The 24,851-nt window shown below is 54.2% G+C and carries 24 protein-coding genes and 1 riboswitch; of the genes, 5 read left to right on the forward strand and 19 right to left on the reverse strand.

Annotation, left to right across the window (positions count from 1 at the left end; translation table 11 throughout):
- Positions 1-114 precede the first annotated feature (114 nt).
- From HXW73_RS12445 to HXW73_RS12470, 6 genes are all read right to left on the reverse strand, one after another.
- Positions 115-738 (reverse strand): SagB/ThcOx family dehydrogenase, encoded by a 624-nt coding sequence (locus HXW73_RS12445; RefSeq protein ID WP_186253397.1) that lies wholly within the window; start codon positions 736-738, stop codon positions 115-117.
- Between the two features lie 96 nt (positions 739-834).
- A complete protein-coding gene (locus tag HXW73_RS12450) occupies positions 835-1,278 on the reverse strand; it encodes a hypothetical protein (protein ID WP_186253398.1) in 444 nt (147 codons plus the stop codon).
- A 37-nt stretch (positions 1,279-1,315) separates the two neighbouring features.
- On the reverse strand, positions 1,316-1,867 hold the full coding sequence (locus HXW73_RS12455) for a GNAT family N-acetyltransferase (protein ID WP_186253399.1): 552 nt from the start codon (positions 1,865-1,867) through the stop codon (positions 1,316-1,318).
- A 96-nt stretch (positions 1,868-1,963) separates the two neighbouring features.
- The gene (locus tag HXW73_RS12460; RefSeq protein ID WP_186253400.1) at positions 1,964-2,368 is read right to left on the reverse strand and encodes a GFA family protein; all 405 of its coding nucleotides are present in this window, start codon (positions 2,366-2,368) and stop codon (positions 1,964-1,966) included.
- 359 nt (positions 2,369-2,727) lie between these two features.
- Entirely contained in the window at positions 2,728-2,910 is a 183-nt protein-coding gene (locus HXW73_RS17910; RefSeq protein ID WP_240538627.1) for a VOC family protein, read from the reverse strand.
- A gap of 450 nt (positions 2,911-3,360) precedes the next feature.
- Positions 3,361-3,750 (reverse strand): hypothetical protein, encoded by a 390-nt coding sequence (locus HXW73_RS12470; RefSeq protein ID WP_186253401.1) that lies wholly within the window; start codon positions 3,748-3,750, stop codon positions 3,361-3,363.
- A 188-nt stretch (positions 3,751-3,938) separates the two neighbouring features.
- A riboswitch (TPP riboswitch) is annotated at positions 3,939-4,098 on the forward strand.
- An 88-nt stretch (positions 4,099-4,186) separates the two neighbouring features.
- Here HXW73_RS12470 and tenA point away from each other — a divergent pair.
- From tenA to HXW73_RS12485, 3 genes are all read left to right on the forward strand, one after another.
- Positions 4,187-4,870 (forward strand): thiaminase II, encoded by a 684-nt coding sequence (gene tenA / locus HXW73_RS12475; RefSeq protein WP_186253402.1) that lies wholly within the window; start codon positions 4,187-4,189, stop codon positions 4,868-4,870.
- Positions 4,871-4,903: 33 nt separating this feature from the next.
- Positions 4,904-6,793, forward strand: coding sequence for a phosphomethylpyrimidine synthase ThiC (thiC, locus tag HXW73_RS12480; protein ID WP_186253403.1), 1,890 nt, complete (start codon positions 4,904-4,906; stop codon positions 6,791-6,793).
- Positions 6,794-6,973: 180 nt separating this feature from the next.
- Positions 6,974-8,653 (forward strand): hypothetical protein, encoded by a 1,680-nt coding sequence (locus tag HXW73_RS12485; RefSeq protein ID WP_186253404.1) that lies wholly within the window; start codon positions 6,974-6,976, stop codon positions 8,651-8,653.
- A 106-nt stretch (positions 8,654-8,759) separates the two neighbouring features.
- On the opposite strand, the gene HXW73_RS12490 is transcribed toward HXW73_RS12485, so the two are convergent.
- From HXW73_RS12490 to HXW73_RS12525, 8 genes are all read right to left on the reverse strand, one after another.
- Positions 8,760-9,839 carry an NAD(P)-dependent alcohol dehydrogenase gene (locus tag HXW73_RS12490; RefSeq protein ID WP_186253405.1) on the reverse strand — a complete coding sequence of 360 codons (1,080 nt, stop codon included), beginning with the start codon at positions 9,837-9,839 and terminating at the stop codon, positions 8,760-8,762.
- A gap of 142 nt (positions 9,840-9,981) precedes the next feature.
- Complete coding sequence (locus tag HXW73_RS12495; RefSeq protein ID WP_186253406.1) at positions 9,982-10,167, reverse strand: CsbD family protein; 186 nt, start codon at positions 10,165-10,167, stop codon at positions 9,982-9,984.
- Positions 10,168-10,283: 116 nt separating this feature from the next.
- The gene (locus HXW73_RS12500; protein ID WP_186253407.1) at positions 10,284-11,360 is read right to left on the reverse strand and encodes a DUF2955 domain-containing protein; all 1,077 of its coding nucleotides are present in this window, start codon (positions 11,358-11,360) and stop codon (positions 10,284-10,286) included.
- A gap of 2 nt (positions 11,361-11,362) precedes the next feature.
- Complete coding sequence (locus HXW73_RS12505; protein WP_186253408.1) at positions 11,363-12,424, reverse strand: HlyD family secretion protein; 1,062 nt, start codon at positions 12,422-12,424, stop codon at positions 11,363-11,365.
- Positions 12,425-12,549: 125 nt separating this feature from the next.
- A complete protein-coding gene (locus HXW73_RS12510; protein WP_186253409.1) occupies positions 12,550-13,875 on the reverse strand; it encodes a TRAP transporter large permease in 1,326 nt (441 codons plus the stop codon).
- On the reverse strand, positions 13,872-14,387 hold the full coding sequence (locus HXW73_RS12515) for a TRAP transporter small permease subunit (RefSeq protein WP_186253410.1): 516 nt from the start codon (positions 14,385-14,387) through the stop codon (positions 13,872-13,874). Before HXW73_RS12515 ends, HXW73_RS12510 begins: the two co-directional genes overlap by 4 nt.
- An 84-nt stretch (positions 14,388-14,471) precedes the next feature.
- Complete coding sequence (locus HXW73_RS12520; RefSeq protein ID WP_186253411.1) at positions 14,472-15,524, reverse strand: C4-dicarboxylate ABC transporter substrate-binding protein; 1,053 nt, start codon at positions 15,522-15,524, stop codon at positions 14,472-14,474.
- Positions 15,525-15,704: 180 nt separating this feature from the next.
- The gene (locus HXW73_RS12525) at positions 15,705-16,625 is read right to left on the reverse strand and encodes an EamA family transporter (protein ID WP_186253412.1); all 921 of its coding nucleotides are present in this window, start codon (positions 16,623-16,625) and stop codon (positions 15,705-15,707) included.
- Between the two features lie 166 nt (positions 16,626-16,791).
- Between HXW73_RS12525 and HXW73_RS12530 the strand changes: the two genes are divergently transcribed.
- Both HXW73_RS12530 and pta read left to right on the forward strand, forming a co-directional pair.
- A complete protein-coding gene (locus tag HXW73_RS12530; protein ID WP_186253413.1) occupies positions 16,792-17,976 on the forward strand; it encodes an acetate/propionate family kinase in 1,185 nt (394 codons plus the stop codon).
- Positions 17,973-20,153, forward strand: a complete 2,181-nt coding sequence (gene pta / locus HXW73_RS12535) for a phosphate acetyltransferase (protein WP_186253414.1) — start codon at positions 17,973-17,975, stop codon at positions 20,151-20,153. The genes HXW73_RS12530 and pta overlap by 4 nt, the downstream gene beginning before the upstream one ends.
- 90 nt (positions 20,154-20,243) lie before the next feature.
- On the opposite strand, the gene HXW73_RS12540 is transcribed toward pta, so the two are convergent.
- The 5 genes from HXW73_RS12540 to cyoB all read right to left on the reverse strand — a co-directional run bounded on the left by HXW73_RS12540 (position 20,244) and on the right by cyoB (position 24,851).
- A complete protein-coding gene (locus tag HXW73_RS12540) occupies positions 20,244-20,852 on the reverse strand; it encodes a Yip1 family protein (protein ID WP_186253415.1) in 609 nt (202 codons plus the stop codon).
- A gap of 118 nt (positions 20,853-20,970) precedes the next feature.
- Positions 20,971-21,864 (reverse strand): heme o synthase, encoded by an 894-nt coding sequence (gene cyoE, locus HXW73_RS12545; protein ID WP_186253416.1) that lies wholly within the window; start codon positions 21,862-21,864, stop codon positions 20,971-20,973.
- Positions 21,865-21,869: 5 nt separating this feature from the next.
- Entirely contained in the window at positions 21,870-22,187 is a 318-nt protein-coding gene (cyoD, locus tag HXW73_RS12550) for a cytochrome o ubiquinol oxidase subunit IV (protein WP_186253417.1), read from the reverse strand.
- A 1-nt stretch (position 22,188) separates the two neighbouring features.
- Positions 22,189-22,809 (reverse strand): cytochrome o ubiquinol oxidase subunit III, encoded by a 621-nt coding sequence (cyoC, locus tag HXW73_RS12555; protein WP_186253418.1) that lies wholly within the window; start codon positions 22,807-22,809, stop codon positions 22,189-22,191.
- Between the two features lie 2 nt (positions 22,810-22,811).
- On the reverse strand, positions 22,812-24,851 hold the full coding sequence (cyoB, locus tag HXW73_RS12560; protein WP_186253419.1) for a cytochrome o ubiquinol oxidase subunit I: 2,040 nt from the start codon (positions 24,849-24,851) through the stop codon (positions 22,812-22,814).

The raw sequence follows: 24,851 nt of genomic DNA on the forward strand, positions 1-24,851 counted from the left end.
GAAGAAGCGTTTCAACGAAGAACAGATCATCGGCTTCCTGGGAGCCCTCGATTCACCTTGATCCAGCCCCTACTAGCGAAAGTTTCCAGTTTTTGCTCAGCCAATTGGCTTGGGCTAGCCATTCCGCTTCGACCCAACACATAGCAATGCAGTGGGCTCCAAGTCCGATCGCAATGCTAATGTCTCTTTGGTCTTTAGATCATCGAACCCTGCCACTAAAACACAACCAACGCCAAGGTCTGTGCACTGGAGATGAACATTTTGCGCTAAAGCACCCGTCTCCATATAAACATATCGGGCACCACGTTCTCCCTGAGGTAGTTGAGATTCAAAATGGCGAACCGTATCACCCAGTTTTGCAGTAACCCCAATGACAAAAGCCGCCTCTTCCAGCCAGGGTTGATCGCCAATACCAAGTTTATGAACGGCCCCCTTCGGAATATGGTCACCAACTCGCTTCAATGAATGGGTATCAGGCAAGTACTCATAGATACCAGGTTCGAGGTCCGCGACACGTTGCACCACAAGTCGCAGGTATAGAGGGTATAACCCTCCGGCTGATGGGGTCGCCCTTTTGCCATCCGACCCGGTTATTCCTTGGGCAGACCAAAGTAACTGGGAAAGCACGTCAATCGACAATGCAGCTTCAGAGTATTCTCTACAACTGCGGCGATTCGCAATGCAACCAACCAATGATGCAGAATCTCGTGATTCTGGCGTGGGAAGTTCCAAATTCATGAGTGATTCCATATGCATAACATCAGAGCGCACCAGTGGCACTTATAAAGCGAAGCAGAGTAAGGGTCGCTCATGTGACGGGGATTTTGGGCAAGATCATTGACTATCCCAAGCCTTACTAATAAAACCCTCTAGCAGAGTATTTGCTCGCTCAATATCCTTTTCGTAAATGAACAGGTGATCGAACACGGCACCACACTGAGGGCCTGCTTTGATCCCTTCATTATTTAGCAATTCTAAAACGGGACGAAGGAATCCGATGACGTCAAATGGAAGATCTCCATCCGTGGACACGACTCGAAACGGACCGTAGCAATTCCTAACCGATACTTCGGATCTTAAGCGTTCAAATGCTGTCTCTTCGACAATGGCTGACAAACCCGCTTGGTCGCGGATCAAACAGCTGTAACGGTCATCACTTTCGACAAATACGCTAGCAGCATCAGTGGCGGATGCATCGCCCAGATCCAGCATCCAGTACCGTTCAGGCCAGATTTTCAACTGCATATTCGCCCATACCGCCATTGGATCTATAGACATATAATCCTCTAATCAAACATCCACCCAGCATCAGCCATCATGGGCTTGGCGTGTGCCTGGCATTGTTATGCAATGTTTCCCATTGCGCCGAGGTTAGTCGGTATAGTCTCACCGGGCGACCATGAAATTCCAGCACATCAAAGCTGGAAAAACCCGCCTTCTCAGCGACCTTTAGCGACGCCAGATGTTCTGGCTCTATGATCACTACCACTGAATTGAAAAGTCTCTCTCCAAAAACATGATCAAGGACCGCTCTAGCTGCTTCAGATGCCAGCCCTTTATTCCAATAGCGCCTGGCAAGCCGGTAGCCGAGGTTGATTTCCTCGACATCAGCGACCATTTCGGGCCCAGCACTGCAGAAGCCTATGAGTTCAGAAGCTTTCTTATCGATTAGTGCCCATGGCCCCACACCATGGGTCTCGTAACAGGACAAACACCACTCAACAAACTCCCGGGTGGCGGCCTCATCACAAACGCCACGAACCGAGTGTTTCATCACTTCAGGATCGCTGAGAATTTTTGTCAATGCAGGAACGTCCTCGAGGGACATCTGCCTTAAAATCAATCTCTCCGTTTCACAAATCTGCACCAGCGCCTCCCTGTGCACAACACCAATGAAAAGCGGCGACCCGTCAGGGGCGTCCGGTGGACGGCCGCCAGGCCGGGAACGAACTTGATTGACTGGTTAAATATCGACCCGCCATTCACCACTGTGCTTACTGGCTTTCTCGTACTCAAGCCATGGCGAATCGTGTGAAACCCAAATATGCGCCTCGGGCTTCAATTCAGGATCATCATCCAACGTTGCTACCCGAACAATGACATGGGGCTGCGTTGGCCTCTCTGCTACCAAATGAGAGCCACAGCGTTTACAAAAATGACGCAGCTTTCCGGGCGATGATTCGAACGTCGAAATGGAACTCTCACCTTCGAGCCAGCGAAAATGCTCGCGCTTTACGCCAGCAGTTGAAGCAAATGGGGCCGCATGGGCTTTACGACAAGTCTGACAGTGGCAATGCACAATTGGCATGTCCACAGCGTCTATCTCGTAACTTATCTCGCCGCACAAACAACTTCCTTTCAGTCCCATTGGGCAGCCTCCCTTTTATAATTAACACCGCGTCAAGGTGCGAAAAGCGCGTTCCATAATTTGAGAAAACCGAACATAGCACGCGCTTTTACCCCCTCTTAAACGCTTTTTTATAATATATCCTACTTACTTTTTTCACCCAAGTACTCGGTAAAACGTAACAAATAACCATCAGGATCTTGAACTAAAAACTCAAGTTGCCCAGAAAGAACATTGCCTTGGTCGTACCAGCTTTCTTGCTGTTCCCGATAAAGCGCAACGCTTGCTGATTTGAGACGCTCAAGTATAGAAGAAATATCAGTTAGTTTTATTTGGAAATTGACACCTCTTCCGAGCGGATACTCGAATGGCCCCGTAACCTAACCTGTATCGTGAATTTGCTCAAGCATAATTTGAACATTTTCATTCTCCAGATAAGCAAAGTCTGGATTTGATCGTTTATTCCTGACTTTGAAACCAAGTAACTCTTGATAAAATTTCAGCGATTTTTCAAAATTAGTTACTGACCATTCAGGAACTATTGGATTCCAGTACTCTTCCATTTTGTTCCCTTTTTATTCAATGGACTTTAATGTGTTATAATGAGGCTGTAGAAAAACCCGCTTTCGAGCCGCATCTATCGCCTTTCGTCCTGCTTTATCGGCTCAGCCGGTCATCTGGCTGAGTCATACTAAGATCGGCATTCAGCAACTCGGTGAGTTTCAACCCAGTTGTTCAAATGAGCCTGGCTGGAGTTGATCTTGGTAATTGATCACCACCATAGCCTATCATAGCTATAAGTCTTAAAGCGAGGAATTCTGAACACTCTTCGGCCGCTTTCTTATTTATACTAAAAATTAGGCCCCAGCGTTTTTTTATTAAAACCTCAACGTCTAAACAAGATGCCGGACTCATTAAATTATCAGTTCCAATTTAGCATCTAATGCGTACACTTTCACATGAAATAAAAAATTATATCTCTCTATGAGATCATAGCATTTAATCAAAAAACATTATTTCTCTCCATGCCAAATATACTGCCCTTTATCTCCTATCTCATTCCAATAACCATAAAACTGAGTATTTAACCCATTAATTATAAAATTAAAATCACCATATCCATACTCGTCTTGCCAAATACATTTAAACTGGGAGGGATTGACTTCTTCACATGCCCTAATAACACCACTAATTACGCGCTCTTTTTCTTCAATTTCGTATGTACCACTTAGATTATTTCGAGTCCCTATTTTAAAAATAGTTTTAATAGGGAGCAATTCACCTCCACTCCAAACTTTACCTAAATACTCGCCTGACATATCCTCCTGCTGCGATTCCGCAATTAGTACATTTCCTGAAAAAATAAAAATTAAAATATACAACAAGGGCTTTTTAGCTTTCATTTTTCATAACCTTCAAAAATTATTTTAGTCAAGTAAGATATAGAAGCTTTATAACTACATACTCTCAGTGAGATACTCTATTTCTATGCTTAACTCTACCTGACATTCAATCTCTAAAGCAAAACCAATTCGGCATCAATATCCTTCCCCTTGCATCCCCCCCACCTACCTCCTACAATCCACCAACGAACAGCTTGACGGGGTGCCGGTGAAATCCGGCTGAGATGGCGCAGGGCGAGCAATTTTGCTGCCAAGCGCTGGTCCCGCTGAACCTGATCCGGCTAATGTGCTGCTGCTTAAACAACCTGCAGCACGGGTACCGGCGTAGGGATCAAGCGATGGCCATGGCTAGCTCTCTCACGATCGCACGCCACCTTCCGCGCCATTTCCTCGATCTCTCCCGCCTGCCCTCCGGATCATCACTACCGGAGGCATCATGGGCTACCGCTTTACTAATCTCACCACCGCCTGCCAGGAAGATTGGCGCGCCTATATCGAGCACGATTTTGTGCGTCAGTTGGGCAACGCCACGCTGCCTGAGGCGTCGTTTCGCCACTACTTAAAGCAGGATTACCTGTTTTTGATTCACTTCGCCCGCGCCTACGCACTGGCTGCCTATAAAAGCCCCACCCTCGCCGATTTACGCCAAGCCCATGAAGGCCTAAAAGCCATTGTGGATGTGGAGCTGGGTCTGCACGTGGGCTTTTGTCAGGAGTGGGGGATTTCCGAGCAGGAGCTGGAAGCGCTTCCCGAAGCCAGGGCGACGCTTGCCTACACCCGCTATGTGCTGGATACCGGCAGCCGCGGCGACCTGCTGGACCTGCACGTGGCACTGGCCCCCTGCCTGGTGGGCTATGGCGAAATTGCCAACTGGCTGAACGCCCAGCCCACTACGGTGCGCGGCGCGCAGAACCCATTTGACGCCTGGATAGCCATGTACGAAGGCGAGGAGTTTCAGGCGGCCATGCAGGCGGAACTTGAATGGCTAAATGCCCGCCTTGCCGATGTGTCCTCCGCCCGCTTTGCCGAACTGAGCAAAATCTTCCGCGACGCCACCCGCCTGGAAATCGACTTCTGGCAGATGGGGTTAGCGCTGATAGATGCAGACCTGACCCACTAAGCAGTACCACAATCACAATCGAAGGAGACCGAGATGAGCAAAACCAGCCATTTTTTAGCCGAAACCGCCCAGGTGGATGCCGCCGCCATTGCGCCATTGCCCGGCTCACGCAAGGTGTACGTGGAAGGCTCGCGGCCGGATATCCGCGTACCGTTCCGGGAAATTTCGCTATCGCCGACCAAAACCACCGGCATTGATGAAGAGAACCCGCCGCTGCTGGTTTACGACACCTCCGGCCCCTACAGCGACCCCGCCGCTAACAACGACCTGCGCCGCGGCCTGCCGGAACTGCGCCGGGCCTGGATTGAAGAGCGCGATGACACCGAGTTCCTGTCAGGCCCTACGTCGGAATACGGCCACCGCCGCGCCAACGACCCCACCCTGGCCCAGCTGCGCTTTGATTTAACCCGCACTCCGCGCCGGGCCAAGCCGGGTAAAAATGTGACCCAGCTCTACTACGCCCGCCAGGGCATTATTACCCCGGAAATGGAGTTTATTGCCATCCGCGAAAACCAGCGCCGCCAGGCGTTGGGTACTGCGGAAGTGGAGCGCATTCTAGGTCACCAGCATCCTGGCCAGAGCTTTGGCGCCAGCCTGCCGGAAGAGATCACGCCTGAGTTTGTGCGCGACGAAGTAGCCCGTGGCCGGGCGATTATTCCCAATAACATCAACCACCCGGAAAGCGAGCCGATGATTATTGGCCGTAACTTCCTGGTCAAGATTAACGGCAACCTGGGCAACTCGGCGGTGACGTCTTCTATTGAGGAAGAGGTGGATAAGATGACCTGGGGCATCCGCTGGGGTGCAGATACCATTATGGATCTCTCCACCGGGCAGAACATCCATGAAACTCGCGAGTGGATTCTGCGCAACTCGCCGGTGCCGATTGGCACGGTGCCTATCTATCAGGCGCTGGAAAAAGTCAAAGGCGTCGCCGAAGACCTCACCTGGGAAGTCTTCCGCGATACGCTGATCGAGCAGGCCGAACAGGGCGTGGACTACTTCACCATTCACGCGGGCGTACTGCTCCGTTATGTGCCGCTCACCGCCAAGCGGGTGACCGGCATTGTTAGCCGCGGCGGTTCCATCATGGCCAAGTGGTGCCTGTTCCATCACCAGGAGAGCTTCCTGTATACCCACTTCGAGGATATCTGCGAAATCTGCAAGCAGTACGATGTGGCGTTCTCTCTCGGCGACGGCCTGCGCCCCGGTTCAGTGGCGGATGCCAACGACGAAGCGCAAATGGCAGAGCTTAAAACCCTCGGCGAGCTGACCCATATCGCCTGGAAGCACGATGTGCAGGTGATGATTGAAGGCCCCGGCCATGTGCCCATGCACCTGGTGAAAGAAAACATGGATAAGCAGTTGGAGTACTGCGACGAAGCGCCCTTCTACACCCTTGGCCCGCTGGTCACGGACATCGCTCCCGGCTACGACCACATTACCTCCGGCATCGGGGCGGCGATGATTGGTTGGTTTGGCTGCGCGATGCTCTGCTACGTGACCCCTAAAGAGCACCTGGGCCTGCCCAATAAAGACGACGTTAAAACCGGCATCATCACCTACAAGATTGCCGCCCATGCGGCGGACCTGGCCAAGGGCCACCCGGCGGCACAGCGGCGCGATAACGCGCTCTCCAAGGCGCGCTTCGAGTTCCGCTGGGAAGACCAGCTCAACCTGGGCCTGGATCCGGACACCGCCCGCGAATACCACGACGAAACCCTGCCCAAAGACTCTGCCAAAGTGGCGCACTTCTGCTCCATGTGCGGGCCGAAGTTCTGCTCCATGAAGATCAGCCAGGAAGTACGCGACTATGCCAATGAGCATGGCCTCAACGGCGACCAGGAAGCAGTCATGAAAGGCATGGAAGAGCAGGCTGAGAAGTTTCGCCAGAAAGGCAGCGAGCTGTATCAGGAAGTGTAACCTAACGGCCTGCCGATCGGCTTAGCTACGCAATGTGGCTCTTGAGGTTAAAAACTCCGAGAGTCACGTTTGTACTTAAGGAGAAGATAACAAAGAAAACTTTGTGTATAATTACCATTTACTGAACAATCAAGCCAACAAGCCATTTAAAACACAAACTATTCAAGGAACGAATACCCGATGAAAACCAAACTTTCCCTGGCGGTTACCCTTGCCCTGGTCAGCGCAGGCCTGCTCAGCGGCTGCAGCGAGGACAACGCGTCAACCGGAGAGACATCGACGCTGAGTTATATCCCGGCTAATTCTCCCTACTTCATGGCCTCAAGTGACCCAATGCCTGAACAGGAGGCTTTTGATCTCTTTCAGCGCATGCAGCCCATGGCGAACCTTGAGTCTGATCTGGATGAACTGCGCGATACAATGCCCCAGCTAGAAGACGATGAAGTGCAGCATGCGTTGGGGACGCTGTTAATCGCCATGGGTGAAGAACTGGAAGGTATTGAATCACTCGACGATGTGCATGCCCTGGGCCTGAAGGTGAGCCCTCAAGCCGCTTTCTACGGATTGGGCATCCTGCCTGTTTTCCGCATGCAGCTGGAAGATGAAGAGGCCTTTCGCGAAACGCTTCAGCGCGTCCTGACCAAGGCAGAGATCAACCCAAGCACGGCCACTACCAACGGCACCGACTACTGGGTGCTGACACCCGAGGCGCCGGTCAAGGCGATCCTGGCCATTATCGATCAGCAGTTACTGATGTCTGTCGTGCCGCAGGATGCCAGTGATGAGCTGCTGGCACAGGTACTGGGTAGCGATTTGCCTGCCAACAGCTTGGATGATTCTGGTGCGCTGGCAGAGCTTGAACAGCGCCATGACTTTACCCCTTACGGTGCCGGGGAAGTCGACTTTTCACGCCTGCTGAATGAGCTGAGTAACCCCAGCCACGCGGGGACACAAGCATTGATGGACGCCGTTGAGGCAGAGCAGCTGGATCTGTCTGCCTGCCAGGCCGATATTGACCGCCTCACCAGCCGCTTCCCTGGCCTTGTTATGGGCATGCGCGAGTACAATCAAGACCGCATGGAGATGAATGTCATTCTGGAAACCGATGAAGCGATTGTCAGCGACCTGCGCGCCCTGACGACTCAGGTTCCAGGTCTTGGCAGCACTGAAGGCATCGCCAGCATCGGGGTGGGCCTGAATTTACCCTTACTGCTTCAGACGGTTCAGCAATATGCTCAGCAAGTACGTCAGAACCCCTTCAGCTGTGATGAGCTGCAGGACCTGAACAGCGCCTGGACCGAGATCAACATGGCGATGAACAACCCTGCCACCATGATGATCGGATCAGCGCTATCCGGCTTGAGGGCTCGCATCGACAGTCTGACAGTGACCGATGGCGAACCCAGCGGCAGCGGCATCCTGACCCTTGCCTCCCCAAACCCGATGGGGCTGGTGACGACTGCTGGCGCCTTCGTGCCGGAACTAGCCGCTCTTGAACTTGAACCAGGCGGAGACGCCAAGCAAATTAAAAGCATGATGCTGCCGCCAGAGACACCGGCGCTCCATGCGGCCATGTCTGACAATGCCATTGCCCTGGGTGCTGACATCAGCAACCCGGCGGCACTGCAGGAAGCGCTGGAAGCCCCTGCTTCAGAGCAAGACCTGCTGCTTCACGGCCACTTTACAGGTGAGTTTTATCAGTCACTGTCGGATGTCATGGAGCAGGTGCCTTCCGACGAAATATCAGCGTCTGATATTGACCTCATCAGGCAGTATGCTGACATCTACAAGAATATGGAGTACTGGCTCAGGGTCGATGATGCAGGCGTCGAAATGAGCTTTTCGGCGGAACTGGAATAAGATCTGGCGGCTATTGCCGCCAACAAAAAAACCCGCTGACGGCTGTACAGATGGCCGTTAGCGGGTTTTTCGTTTATACCTCGTTGTTTAATGTGATGCCTGAAATTCAGGAAACCTCAAGCGCCACTTTCAATACGCCATCGCGCTGGTGAGAGAACAGATCGTAGGCCTCGACGATGTTTTCCAGCGCGTACCGATGGGTGACCATGGGGCCAAGGTCCAACCGACCGGCGGCGATAATGCTCATTAACCTGCGCATGCGCTCTTTGCCGCCGGGGCACAGCGAGGTAATGATCTTGTGGTCGCCAAGCCCCGCACAAAACGCGCCCAGCGGAACCGTCAGATCTTCGGAGTAAACGCCGAGGCTGGATAACGTTCCGCCGGGTTTTAACACCCGCAACGCAGATTCGAACGTCTGCTGCAGGCCGAGCGCTTCAATGGCGCAATCGACCCCGCGCCCACCGGTGAGTTTGAGAATTTCATCCACCACGTCGACCTTGCGAAAATCCAGCGTCACGTCGGCGCCCATCTGCTTGGCCATGGCCAGGCGTGCATCAACACCGTCTACCGCAATGATCATTCCTGCCCCACGCAGCCTTGCACCGGCCGTCGCGCAAAGGCCAATCGGCCCCTGGGCAAACACCACCACCGTGTCGCCAATCTTGATGCCGCCGGCTTCGGCACCGGCAAACCCGGTCGACATGATGTCGGGGCACATTAATACTTGCTCGTCGGTCAGGCCGTCCGGCACTGGCGTAAGATTGGCCTGGGCATCCGGCACCAGCAGGTATTCCGCCTGGGCGCCGTCGATGGTGTTGCCAAAGCGCCAACCACCCATGGGCTTGTAGCCATGGCTGTGGTGGCCACCATCCTGGGATGAGCAACCATCCTGGCAACCATAGGAAGTGAAACTCGGGCAGATCGCCCCGGCGATTACCCGCTGGCCTTCCTGGCACCCCTGAACGTTGGCCCCCAGTTTTTCGATGACGCCCACGGGTTCGTGACCAATCGTCAGGCCGCGCTCCACCGGGTACTCGCCTTTCAGGATATGCACATCGGTGCCGCAGATGGTCGTGGTGGTCACGCGCATCAGGGCATCGTTAGGGCCAATATCGGGGATGGGTTTATCGTCAATTTCGATACGGCCGGGTTCAACAAAAATGGCCGCTTTCATCATGGTCGGCATGGGACGTCTCCTCAGTCGGAAAGTCGAATCTCTTGACCATTACGGCACAGAAGACGACGCGCCATATTGCGCTGGATCAAACTTCCCGCTCTTAAACGCCAACAGGGAGCCGAAGCTCCCTGTTAGTGTCAGTATTATGTGGTTAGCGTTGTTTCTTGTGGCTCTCCTTGGCGTCACCTTTGCCTTTTTGCATGCCGCCCTTTACTTGCTGGGCCTTGCCTTTGGCTTCGGTTTTACCGCTTCCAGTCGCCTTGCCCGCCGCTTCTTTTAGTTTACCGGCCGCCTGGTTGGCAGCCCCTTTTGCCTTGTCTTGTTTACCACTCGCCATGATGAACACCTCTAGTCCGTTAGTGGAGGACATTGCCACGCGAAGAGTTAATACTTACTCCGCGAATGGCCCCGTCATCAGCGTAGTCGTTAGCGAAAAAATCACCGCAATTATTTTTATCCCGCTGTATCAGGTAAGCGTGTGGGGGGCCAACAATTCAACGCGACATGCAGACAGGCCATTACCAGTAGCGTTGCCAGCAGCGCCACGCTCATCGACGAAAAACGGTATAGCGCACTGTAAACGAGGTCCTGATCAGGCCCCAACGATTGGCCAAACAAAATACCCAGCGTTGTCATTCCACCAAATCCAATGCCGGAGCCGCCGCCTTCCAGAATGTGCTCTCTTGCGAACAGCATGAGTCCCAGCCAGTAGAGCAGTATGACCAGCATAAAATGGTGGCTTTGGGTATACAGCACCAGCTGCATGGCAAGCGCGAGGTTGCAACCCAGAAGCGTGCCCACGGCCCGCTTGCCCGCGGACACTTTGGCGCCGTAATAGCCCAGTGAGAACAACACCAGAATGGTCGCCATCTGAGCCGAAAGCGATCCCTGCAGATCAAATATTTGAAACATCACAAACGATAGTGTCGCGGTGATGCCGCCCATCAGGGTTTCGTGGCGAATTTGCGCAGCAGGCTTGGCCCCTTTAGGCGGCGGTTGCCGCGGCTCAACATCGGGGAATAGCGTGTACATCAGCATGGCGATGAACACCGCAAGCCCACTGGCCACCATGTTGCTGGCCAGTAGGTCGCTCAAATCAACGCTTGGATAACTGGCAAAGTGCAGCAAAATGCTGAGCGTCAGCACGCCGTTGGCCCCGAACAAGAATAGCGGGCCTTTGGCCATGAGATAAAAGCGAAACGAGAAGATCGCCAGCACGACCAGCGTCATCACTACGGGCATATGCTTGAGCAGACCGACGACGAAACTGACTTCGAGCACATTGATCGACACGTTGGCCAGAAACTGGCGCACGATATGGCCGTTCAGGATGGGCACCATACCCAGCAAAAACATTGGAAAAACGGTGAAAAACACCCCGTAGTTCCAGCCCATCAGTTGGCTGACCACAAACCCCAGCAGGCCGCCGCCTGCTACCCGCAAGCATTGCCGCAGTCCGTTCTCCGTTAGTCCAACTGGGCGCTTATCCGCCGCCGGGCGATTAGGCTTCAATAGCCGTATGATTGCCATGCTCAATACACCGCGTGAAGCCAGCTGATCAAACGCGCCTGAAGCGCAGCGAACGGTTTGGCCAACAGGTGGTCGCCCGGCACCAGTTGAACAGTGGCGCGAGCGCCGCTGGCAGGTAAGGTGGAAAGCGGCTCGTCGAGTGTCAAGTGGAGGCGTAGCCGCTGGGCATCGCGCACCCAGCGGTCCGTCGTCGGGATATCGGCCAGTTGACCATCGGCAGCCAGTTGGCCGTCACGTACCCCCGCATCAAAGGCGCTGACCTTGCCTTCAAACACCTGCCCCGGCCAACTGTCGAAGACGACTTTTGCCTGATCGCCGAGCTTCACATGACGCAGGCTCTTCTCGCGAAAATCGGCAATGATATCCATCTCGTTGGCTACTACCGCCAGCGCAGGCTGTCCGGCCTGGACGTAGTCGCCTGCCTGCAGCTGCAAGTTGGTTACCTCGCCGGCTTCGGCAGCTCGTACGTCGGTATGCGCCATATCCAACTGCGCTTTTTCCAGGGCGTTTTCCGCCTGGCGCAAGCGCAAATTGTTCTCGCCCTCCTCACCTAGCTGCACTTCAAGGCTTTCAATATCGGCCTGGGCAGAGGCGACGGCAGACGCCGCCGTTTGCTCGGCGGCAACCTGCTGGTCGTACTGCTGACGAGATAGGCTATGCTTTGCCAACAACGCTTGCCCACGACGGCGCTCGCCACGACGTTCTTGGGCCGTGGCTTCCGCCGATGCCAGCGTGGCACGGGCGGCAGCAAGTTCGGCCTTCAAGCGGGCATTCTCTTGCTCGGCTTGTTCTCGATTGAGTCGAGCCTTGGCGAGCGCTAACTGAAACGGCGCCGGGTCCAGGCGGAAAAGCACATCACCTTTGACCACCTGCTGGTGGTCATCAACCGCCACTTCTTTAACGGGCGCACTCAATTCAGGCGCAATACGCGTCACAGGGCGCATCACCCGCGCTTCCGGGGTGATGGGCATAAAGCTATCGGCGATGAGAAAATACACAAACAAAAGAATAAAGGCAGCAACCGCCACCTTTACCCAGCGGGCAAAACGTTGTTCGGGGGACATGTGGAACTCATTAGCGTGTTAATGACAGCCTTAGCTTATCATTTTGTTAGCGCGCTAACAATATTGTTATATACCCCCCAACAAAAATGCCGCCCTAGGGCGGCATGATGACACAAGTGACTGACTTACCAGGAAGGACCACTCATCGCCTCGGGAAGCCAGAGTGCTATAGCCGGGAAAGCAAGCACTAACGCTAGAACAACCAATTGCGCGATGATAAAAGGCACAACCCCTCTATACATATGTTTGAGCGTGACCTCGGGCGGTGTAATGGCTCGCAGATAGAAAATCGCGGGTGCCAAAGGCGGCGTCAGATAGCTGGTTTGCAGTACCACGAGGAAGGCAACGCAAAACCAAATTTCGTCAAAACCCAACATCCGCACAATGGGCATCGCCACCGGAATGATGATAAGCACGACTGAAATCAAGTCGAGTACAAAACCGGCAATAAAAGCAATCAGTAGAATAAGACCCAGGATCATCCATGGGTTTAAACCTGTGTCCATCAACAGAGACTGTACGGTTGCCATCCCGCCAGAGGCGAAAAACACGCCAGCGAACATACTGCCGCCCATGACGATCAATAATATCATCGCCGAAATGTTCATCGTTTTAATGGCGGACTGCCATAAAACATCTCGGGTCAAATTGCGGTAGGCAATCGCCAAAATCACCGAACCTAGCGCACCGCAGGCGGCGGCTTCAGTCGGTGTGGCAAGCCCCATCAAAATCGTACCCAGGACGGTAAATATCAGCAGCATGGTTGGCAGCAAAGCGACCAACGTTATGCGCATTTTTTCTTGCCAACTGATGTCTGGCTCGTCTTGCTCAACGCGGGGAGCCATTTCCGGCCTGAAATAGGAAACGCCGATGATGTACACCAAAAACATCACGGCCATTAAAAAGCCTGGTATTAACAGACCACTGAAAAGCGATCCAACCGATACGCCGGCAACGGGCCCCAGCACCACAACAGTGATAGAAGGAGGAATAGCGGTACCTAACGAACCGCTTGCGCAAATGGTTCCTGACATCAGGCTCTTACTGTAGTGATGCTTGAGCATGACAGGAATCGCGAGCATACCGATAACGGCTTCTGTTGCACCAACGACCCCACTAGAGGCTGCAAACAGAGTCCCCATGATAATTGCCCCAACCCCTAAGCCACCGGGTAAGCGCCGTGTCCATATATGAATCGCTTCAAATAAGCGTTCAGCAATACCTGAGCGCTCTAGCATTGCCCCCATAAAGATAAACAGAGGAACAGCTGCCAGAATGGAGTTAGACGCCGTATCTTCAATTTTGGTGAGTAGCTGATAAGCTGCCACATCACCGAACTGGATAATACCAAACCCGCTGGCAACCAGGATCATTGAGAACGCAATAGGGAATCCAGCAATGATAAATGCCATTAACGCTGGAAACATCAGCAGTGCAAGATAACTACTCATGAGCCACCCTCCTCAATCTTCTTGTGGCCAAGCGCAGTCATCACAGACCTGATTAACTCAGCGAGCACCTGTAGTGCCAAAAATAAGAAACCAACAAACCACACTGTGTAGATAGGCCAGACAACAGGGTTCCAGGCGGATCGCCCTGAACGCTCATTGGTTTCAAAAGCTTGGAGTGCGTAGACCGAAAGCTCCCATACCAGCCAAATAAGTAGCGGAAGAAACAGAAAATAACCGATCGCGTTGATAATAGCTTTTGCGCGTTCACTAAGTTGCATGGAAACAATATCTACACTGACATGCTGTCGCACTCGCAAGGCATTGGACATGCCCAGCATAAAGATTGCCCCCATTACCATGTAACTAATTTCAAATGCCCATAAGGTTGGACGCCCCATCACATAGCGACTGAAAACTTCATACACTAAAGCCCCTATCAAGGGGAATATCAAAACAGCGCCTAGCCACCCCGACCATCGGGTTATTGATTCAATCGCGTGTATAAGCTTCATAATGGGTACCCATCGATCCGAAAAACAGAAAGTATAAACACATAAAAGAGAGGCCTCGGGCCTCTCTTTTACTTAGCGTGGTGTTTATCGTCCCATGGTACCAATCGGCAAGCGATACTCCGGCCAAGCGCTCATCGTTTGTTTGAAATCTCTTTGAGACTCTAGAACACGAGCAAACCATTCATTATCTTCAGCGTACTCGTCTTCCCATTTAGCGGTTTCTTCATAAATCGTATCAATAAAGTCTTGATCAAGATGTACGATTTCATTCTCTCCACTAACAAGTTCTTCATAGGCATCTAGATCGTCGTATGAACTCGCAAGCCAAGACTCAAAGACACTAAGCTTACCCGCTAAGCGAAGGTTATCCTGCTCGTCTTCGCTAAGGCTATTCCAAACCTCTTCATTCACCTGGCATTCTAAAAAGCCACCTGACTGGTGAACCCCCGGGACGACCACGTATTGGGCAACTTCTTGAAAACCAGTGGGACGGTTCATTTCAGGGCTACCCCACTCGGCCGCATCGATCACCCCACGCTCGAGGGCGCTGTAAATATCCCCGCCCGACATGACGACGGTCGAAGCACCGAGGCGTGAAGCTATTTCCGACCAGGCCCCTGAAGTACGTAACCGCAGGCCCTGGAAGTCTTCCAGTGTTTCAACGCGCTTATTAGAGTGAAGGAATATCTCTGTTCCAAGAATGGCACACGGGAATGCCACAACATCGAACATCTCCCTGCGATACTCTTCGTAGAGTTCAACCCCTCCCCCTTGGTACATCCACATCATGAATTCTTCGGGTGTTAAGCCACTGGAATGCCCTGCCAGGAGTGCTGTGGTCGGGTCAGTGCCATAATCGTAGTTGATATAATTATGGCTAATATCGGCAACACCCGATTTGACTGAATTGGTGACTTTCAGAGCACTGCCGAGCGTTCCCCCAGGAAATATTTCAATTTCAATTTCCCCGCCTGAAAGATCATTAACGTGGTCGGCAAACATCTGAGCATCGCGCTCAAGCCAAGGCCCACCGCTCCACGGTGTCGCCATGCGCCAGTTAGTCTCAGCAGTAGCAGCGGTAGTCGCTAGTCCCGCGCTCAGCCCGATAGCTAATGCAATTTTGCTTTTCCTGTACATGCTAATTCCCCTTTTCAAGAAGGTTTTTTGGTTGTTCGCTGGCTGTCTATAATAATTATTGAATTACACCCTATCAGTTTGCAGAGCGTGGGATTTGGCTCAAACTCCGAAAAAATGTGCTCATACTCAGAAATGCGACAGCAGTAAAGGGGCGTGCTCGGCGAGAATGCCATGCGCAGGCTAGCGCCCCCTGGACAAGCTCAGGACCACAATTCCCCCAACGACCACTGCCCCACCGACCAGCTGGCTGGGGCTGAGCATTTGGCCCAGGACGAAGTAACCAATCACTAACGAGGCGACGGGTTCGATATTCATCACCGGCGCGTTGCGCGCCATATCCAGCCGTGGCACGAAGATAAATAGCGTCGAGAACGCTGAGCCGTACAACAGACCCAGGAGCGCCAACCCAAGCCAGCCCTGGTTGGTTTCCGGCAGGCTCATCCCCCCGGGCACGATGCCGGTAAGCCCACCGATGATCATGGCGATAAACACGGTTTGCATGGTCAGCAGGCTGCGCAGGGTACTACCCACCCTCGCAAGCCGGTGCTCGGTGGTCCAGAGCGCGCAAGCGAAGGCAAACGCCGCCGTCAAACCAAAGCCGATGCCCGCCAGCCAACCGGGGCCCATGTCGTCTACGTTGGCGTACCACGCGGGAATGTCGAGCACCACCAGCAGGCCGATCAGAATCGTGCCCATGATCAGGCAGCTGCGCAGCGTGGGTCGGGGCCCGCCTAACGCCCAACTCAGCAGCGCCAGCTGGATAGGAAAGGTATTCACCAGCAACAGGGCAATCACCACGGGTAAACGCGCCACGGCCGAGTACAGACAGAGGCTCTGCACCGTGATACAGAGCCCGACCGCAAGCTGCCATGGCCAGGTACCCGGCGGCAGCCAAAGGCGCTTTTTTTGCGCAACGACCAGACAAACCAGAATCAAACAGGCCACACCTGAGCGGGTTAACACCGCCAAAAGAAGCCCTGTGCCATTATCAAACGCCAGTCTGGCTGAGACGTGGTTGGCCGCGAACATCGTCGCCACCGTCATTAACAGCAGGATGGCCAGATGGCGGGGTAAAACGGATGGAAGCGAGGGGGATGGCATGGTGACAGCAGGCTCTTTTATGGCGGTGAGATTCAATTCAGTATCCCTAGCATGCCGGGATCTTAGCTAGAAGGCTAACGACATAGGCGCACTGACCGTCAACCTCTCTACATGTTATACTAACGTCTAACTAACTACCTTGTCTCTCTATCGACAGAAGGCCCCTATGAACGCATCGGTACTGGTCATTAACTGCGGTTCCTCTTCCATTAAATACGCATTGATCGATGCCGACCCAAAGGCGACACGTCTTGACGGTATTGCCGAGCGCCTGGGCAGTGCTGATGCACAGCTAAAGGGTAACGATAGTGCCGGTGAGCGTTTTATCAAATCACTGCCTGGCGCTGACCATGCCGAAGCGATAAGCGCCATTCTGGATAGCCTGGAAGGCCGCCTACCCTCTGCAGTGGGTCATCGTATCGTCCATGGCGGGGAGCATTTCACAAAAGCTGCTCTGATTGATGAGCAGGTAGTCGCCGCCATTGAAAGCACCGCCGCCCTGGCGCCTCTGCATAACCCGGCTAACCTGACCGGTGTTGCTGCGACTCAAAAAGTCTTTCCATCGCTTCCCCAGGTCGCCGTGTTTGATACCGCGTTTCATCAAACCCTGCCGCCGCGCGCCTACCGCTATGCGCTGCCTGAAGCGCTTTATACCGAGCATGGCATTCGCCGCTACGGCTTTCACGGCACCAGCCATGCCTTCGTTAGCCAGCGCGCCGGCGAGCTGAGCGAACGGGGTGCCGGCGGCTGGCTGACCGCTCACCTGGGTAACGGCTGCTCGACCAGCGCCGTGTGGCAAAAACAAAGCCTGGATACCAGCATGGGTTTAACGCCACTGGAAGGTCTGGTGATGGGAACCCGCAGTGGCGATGTCGACCCTGGCCTTCACGCCCACCTGCATCGTCAGCTTGGCTGGTCGCTGGACGAAATCGATCAGGTACTGAACAAACAAAGCGGGCTTCTGGGCCTTTCAGGCCTGACCAATGACATGCGTGAGATAGAAGCCGCCGCTGCGGAAGGCCACACAGGCGCTACCCTGGCGCTGGAGGTATTTGGCTACCGTATCGCCAAGTCGCTGGCCGCACTGTCTTGCGCGCTGCCCCAGCTAGACGGGGTGATCTTTACCGGCGGCATCGGCGAAAACTCACCGCTCATTCGCCGCCATGTCATCGGCCTGCTTCCCCACTTCGGGTTCATTCTGGACGACGCGGCCAACGAAGCAACGATTCGCGGTAAGGAAGGCAGGCTGGATAACGCCGACCAGCAAGGCCCACAGGTTTGGGTGATCCCTACCGACGAAGAAGGCCGTATCGCCATGGAAACCCGCCACTGTATGGAGACCCGCGCATGAATACCCCCGCCGACGCTCCCCAGGCCATTTTACTGGTACCCACCAGCGAAGGGGCCGGGTTAACCTCCGCCTGTCTCGGCCTGATCCAGGCGCTGGACACCATCGGCCTCAAGGCGGGCTTCCTCAAACCGTTCATGCAGAACGAGCTGAACGGCCCGGGGCTTGACCGCTCAACGGCGCTGGTGTCCCGTGCGCTAAACCAGCGTCCGCCCTCGCCTATTTCCCAGGCCCGCCTGGAGCGCCTGCTGCGCGACAACCAGACCGATGAACTGATGGAAAATGTCATCGAGCTCTACGACCAGGTCACCCAGCAGGCTTATCGCGACGGCAGCGCACTGGATCTGGTGGTCGTCGAAGGGGTGGTGCCTACTCAGCACACTACCTACGCCACCCAAACCAATGCACAGCTCGCCCACGCGCTCAACGCACGGATCATTCTGGTGGGCACCGGTGATCTGGATGACCCGCAGCGGCTCGCCGAAGAGCTGGATATGCACGCCCGAAGCTTCGGCGGTGTCAGCTCAAGCCGCACCTTGGGCGGTATTTTGATGCGTATGAAAAACTTGCCTTACGCTCATGAAGATAGTCTTTCTGCAGCGCCGGGCACCTTCAAACCTCAGTTGGAAGAGTCGGTGCTTGCGGAACTCCGGCAGTATTCCCCTGCTCTGGCGACAGATAAATTTCATCTGATAGGCGTTGTCCCCTACAGCAATGCGCTCAGCGCACCGCGCACGTTGGATGTCGCCCGGGCGTTGAATGCCAGGTTGCTGAACGAGGGCGAAGCCGTCAGCCGTCGGGTGCTTTCCACCAGCCTTTGCGCGCGCAGCGCTGCCAATGCGCTGCATATTTTCACGCCGGGCAGCCTGGTCGTGGCGTCTGGCGACCGAGACGACGTGATACTGGCCTCTGCCCTTGCCACCATGAACGGCACCCGGTTGGCAGGCGTGCTGCTGACCAACGGTTTTATGCCCAACGACAACATGATTGAAATGTGTCGGCCCGCACTGAAAACCGGTCTGCCGGTGCTGGCCGTCGACACCGACAGCCTGACCACCGCCCAGAACTTGAGCCTGCTAAGCAGCGAAATTCCCATGGACGATTTCGAGCGCGCTGAACAGGTCGCTCGTTATGTTGCTGCCCATATCGACCTGGAATGGCTAAAAACCCATCTCAGTCGCGGCTACACGCATCGTCTTTCGCCTTCGGCGTTTCGCCACCAGCTGGTCAAGCTCGCTCAACAAGCCAAGAAACGTATTGTGCTGCCGGAAGGCGACGAGCCGCGCACCATCGAAGCGGCGATTATCTGTCAGCGTCGCGGCATTGCCAACTGTGTGCTGCTGGGTAACCGCGATGACATTGACAACATCGCCCGCAACCGCGGCCTGACGCTGCCAGACGAGCTGACCATTATCGACCCGGAAAGCACCCGCGCGCATTACATCGCGCCCATGGTGGACCGGCGACGCGGCAAGCTTAACGAGTTAACCGCCGAGGCTCAGCTGCAGGACAATGTCGTACTCGGCACCATGATGCTGCAGTTGGATGAAGTCGATGGCTTGGTGTCAGGGGCTGTACACACCACGGCCAACACCGTACGGCCCGCGTTTCAGCTGATTAAAACTGCGCCGGAATACAGCCAGGTGTCGTCGATCTTCTTCATGCTGCTGCCTGAACAGGTCGTGGTTTATGGGGACTGTGCAGTGAACCCTGACCCGGACGCTGAAACCCTGGCGGAGATCGCCCTGCAGAGCGCCCGTTCTGCCGAAGCCTTTGGTATCGAGCCACGCGTCGCGATGATCAGCTACTCTACCGGTGATTCCGGTACCGGCGCCGATGTCGACAAGGTGCGCGAAGCGACCCGCATTGCCCAGCAACGCGCGCCGCATTTACCTATCGATGGTCCGCTACAGTACGATGCCGCCGCCATCGAGAGCGTGGGCAAACAAAAGGCGCCTGACTCACCAGTAGCGGGCAAGGCCACGGTGTTCGTATTCCCGGATCTCAATACCGGCAACACGACTTACAAAGCCGTTCAGCGTAGCGCTCGCGTGGTCAGCGTTGGTCCCATGCTGCAGGGCTTGAACAAGCCGGTGAACGACCTCTCACGTGGCGCGTTGGTCGATGATATCGTTTACACCATTGCCCTTACCGCCATCCAGGCCAGTCAGCGACTCTGACTCAGCAAAACAAAGCTGCCGCCTTATCGTTGACGATGAGGCGGCAGGCGTTTGATGGCTAAAGGTATAAAGAAGGCAAGACCTCACTGGCTATTGCAGAATGCTCAGGATTATCCGCTCACCGTAGCCCCACAGCAGCACCGTCGCTGCCAGAAGCATCTCCAATACCAGCACCCCAATTGCCAAGGTCGCGCTGGAAACGATAAACCCCTGCTCATCAGAGATATCCAGGAAGTTCGGTATCCCCACGTAAAGCAGATAACCCGACCAGCAAAGGCCAATCACGCCGGCCAGCAGGCAGAGCCATACGATGGGGTAAAGTGCCACAATGCCGCTGAGCAACATGGGGGTCGCGACATAACCCGCAAACTTGACGCAACGGCGACGATTCGGGGGGGTGTCAACAAAGCGTTTGGCCATCCAGTGGATAACGTTGCCCATGAACAACACGGCCGTAAGGATGACCAAGTAGAACACGATGCCCGCATAGAAGGCATCCAGCATATTCAACTGGATGGTGCGCTCGGCGCCAAGCCCCCAGCCAAACTGCGTGGTGCCAATGAAGGAACAAACAACGGGTACTGCGCTTAGAATCAACACGTGATGAGCATAAAGGTGAAACACCGTTTCGTGCTCGTCGTGCATTTGTTTCCATTCGCGCTGAGGATGGGCCATTAAGCCCCAGACGTGTGTCAGCATGGGTACGTCTCCTACTGTCCTTTTTATTCTAACCGACGGGATAGTCGGTCAAACCCGAATCGGGCTTACAGACAGTATAGACAGGAGCATTGCACTCCTGCCTAATTTCTGACGTACTTCATAACCAACGATCTAACAACGGAGGTAACGACAGCAGGCTGGCATCCAGCGACATGGCAACACTAAGCGCTGTAATCGCCAGAATCGATACGCCAAACACGCGCCTGGCCCAGCGGATATCATCGCTTCCGTGATAGCCCTGCACGGCTTGGTAAAGCCAATAGCTTCCCATGACCAATGCCACGATCAGATAGCCAATACCCGCATAGCCAGCCAGCGCCAATGCCAATGATGCCGCAATGAACGCCACAATGTAGCCAAGGATATAGCGGCGAGCCGAAGCAATACCACGGACGACCGGCAGAACCGGAATCGAGGCAGCGCGATAATCATCCATCCGGAAAATAGCAATCGCATAGGAATGCGGCATTTGCCAAAGACAGAAAATCAACAGTAGCGTGAGCGCGCCTGCGTCCAGTTGGTTCGTCACGGCACAGTATCCCACTACCGGCGGTACCGCACCTGAAAGGCTGCCAACCAAAGTCCCGTACTCTGAGTGACGCTTCATGTAAAGGCTATAGGCCCCGACATAAATGGCATAGCCAAAGCCAGCCAGCGCAACCGTCAAGCCATTGGTACCCAGTGCCAGCACAGCGAAACCAGCGATACCCAGTAACGCCGCAAAGCAAAGTGCCGCAAACGGCGTGATGCGGCCCTGAACCAGAGCCCGTGTCCGCGTGCGGCTCATCACCGCGTCGATATCGCGATCGATCACGTTATTGAAGGCACAGCCCGACGCAATCACCAGCGCCAGGCCCACCACCGCGCTCATAAATAGCAATAGATCAAAATCGCCGCGGGCGGCTAAAAAATAGCCGCCCATCACCGAAATCGTATTACCACCAATGATACCCGGTTTGGTGAGGGCGAAATAATCGCCCATCTTTGCCATAAACGTTACCCGATGTGCAGATTGAGGTGCAGGTTCTGCATGATCCACAACGAACCTCCAACAACCAGGCCGAGAATAATCAAGGTAAAGACGAAGGACATGAAATTCCAGCCTTCCTCTTGCTTAGTGTCCATGTGCATGAACATCACAAGCTGCACCAAAATCTGGGCGATGGCGGTAATTACGATCGTCCAAACGGTGGCATTCATGCTCAGCGCGCCGGTCATTACCACCGTGAAGGGGATAATGGTCAGCACGATGGACAGAATGAGCCCTGTCACATACGACTTAACGCTGCCGTGTGAAGCGGGTGAATCCTTCATATTACAGAACCCCCATCAGGTAGACGAATGAGAATACACAAATCCACACGATATCCAGAAAGTGCCAGAACAAGCTAAGGCACAGAATACGCGGACGCGTCATATCGTTCAGACCCTTGGTGCGCAATTGATAGAGCACTACCAGGATCCAGACCAGCCCGAAAAACACGTGCAGACCGTGTGTACCAACCAAAGTAAAGAAGGCTGATAAAAAGGCGCTGCGATCAGGACCGTAGCCGAGATGAATGAGATGTTGGAACTCATAGATCTCGAGGGCAATAAAGCCTGCCCCCAGCACGAAGGTGATCCATAGCCATTTTTTGACTTGATCTACCTTCTCGGCGGTCATTGCCAGCACCGCCATGCCGTAGGTAAAGCTGCTGATCAACAGCATGAACGTACCGGCCAGGATCAAGGGTAGATCAAAGATCTCGGAGCCGTCGGGCCCACCGGCCGTGCCCCGAAGGAGCACGGCGAATGTGGCGAATAGTGTTCCGAAGATCACCAAATCGCTCATCAGGTAAACCCAGAAACCGAATACCTTGATGCTGCCGGTATCGTGGTGATCATGCGTCTCTGGATGCGCGTGATCGTCGTGTTTACTTACTGCTTCGCTCGCCATGGTTACCCCTGCATCCGAACCTGTAGATGAGACGCTTCTTCGGGATGCTGCTTCAACCACTCCCGATACTCTTCGAGGCGCTTTTTATGTGCAGTTTCAATACGCTCGACTTCTGCCGCTGGCACGTAGTAATCAATGTCGTCATTGGCTACGCGTGCGATGAAGGCGACGAACATACCGATACCACCGACAATCGCCAGCCACCAGATGTGCCACACCAGGGCAAAGCCAAAGATCATCGAGAATAGACTGATCACCGGTCCCGCAATGGTATTGCGCGGCATGTGAATATCCTGGTAAGGCCCAGTGCCAATTGCTTCACGGCCTTCTTGCTTCTGGCGCCAGAAATCATCAATACCGCTGATTTTCGGCAGATGCGCGAAGTTGTAAAACGGCGCAGGCGAAGAGGTTGCCCACTCAAGCGTACGGCCATCCCAAGGGTCACCGCTCATGTCAGCATACTTCATGCTATGACGGTTCTTGACGCTAACCGCCACCATGATCAGTGTTGACAAGATACCCAGCAGGATAATACATGCGCCGATTAAGGCGACGATCATCATCGGCTGCCATTCAGTGGGTTCGTAGGACGACATGCGACGCACGGCCCCATCGAAGCTGAGCACATAGAGCGGCATAAAGGCCATAAGAAAGCCGATCAGCCAGCACCAGAAGCTGAACTTGCCCCACTTCTCATCGAGCTTGAAGCCAAACGCTTTCGGGAACCAGTAGTACATGCCCGCCATCATGCCGAACACCACACCACCGATAATCACGTTGTGGAAGTGGGCGATAACGAACAAGCTGTTGTGCAGCACAAAGTTAGCGGCTGGCAGCGACAGCATCACACCAGTCATACCACCGATGGTAAAGACGATGATGAAACCGATGAGCCACAGCATGGGCACTGACATCTCAATACTGCCGCGGTACATGGTGAACAGCCAGTTGAATACCTTCACACCCGTGGGTACAGCGATGATCATCGTCATGATGCCGAAGAAGGCATTGACGTTGGCACCCGCCCCCATGGTGAAGAAGTGGTGCAACCACACCAGAAAGGACAGCAGTGTGATCGCGACGGTCGCCCATACCATGGTTGTATAGCCAAAGAGTCGCTTACGGCTGTAGGTGGCTACGACTTCAGAAAATACCCCGAATGCCGGCAGGATCAAGATGTACACCTCAGGATGGCCCCAGGCCCAGATGAGGTTGACGTACATCATCACATTGCCACCAAGATCGTTGGTGAAGAAGTTCATCCCCAGATAACGATCAAGCGTCAGCAATGCAATCGTCGCGGTCAGAATCGGGAACGACGCGATGATCAGCACGTTGGCGCACAGCGAAGTCCACGTAAAGATCGGCATGCGGAACAGCTTCATGCCCGGCGCACGCATTTTCAGGATCGTCACGAAGAAGTTAATCCCCGTCAACGTGGTACCGACCCCGGATATCTGCAACGCCCATATCCAGTAATCAACCCCGACCCCTGGACTGTATTCAATCCCCGAAAGAGGCGCATAGGCCAGCCAGCCGGTTGTACCAAACTCGCCTATAAACAGAGATAGATTGACAATCATCGCACCTGATACAAACAGCCAGAAGCTAAGATTGTTCAGGAACGGGTAAGCGACGTCGCGCGCACCAATCTGAAGCGGCACAATCAGGTTCATCAAACCGATGACCATGGGCATGGCCACGAAGAAGATCATGATCACGCCATGGGTCGTGAACAACTGGTCGTAGTGCTCCGGCGGCAGGAAGCCTTCTGACCCACCAGAGGCAATCGCCAGCTGCAAACGCATCATCAGCGCTTCACCAATGCCGCGGATCAGCATCACCAGCGCCACGATGAAGTACATGATACCGATTTTCTTGTGGTCGACCGAAGTCACCCACTCATTCCACAGGTAGCCCCACTTACGAAAGTAGGTAATCCCCGCAACCAGTACCGCTCCGCCTATAACAGTCATTATCATCATCGTTACGATAATGGGGTCATAAAACGGAATCGAGTCTAAACCGAGTTTTCCAAACAT

Source organism: Halomonas sp. SH5A2 (genome assembly GCF_014263395.1).
In the GTDB taxonomy this organism is placed as follows: Bacteria; Pseudomonadota; Gammaproteobacteria; order Pseudomonadales; family Halomonadaceae; genus Vreelandella.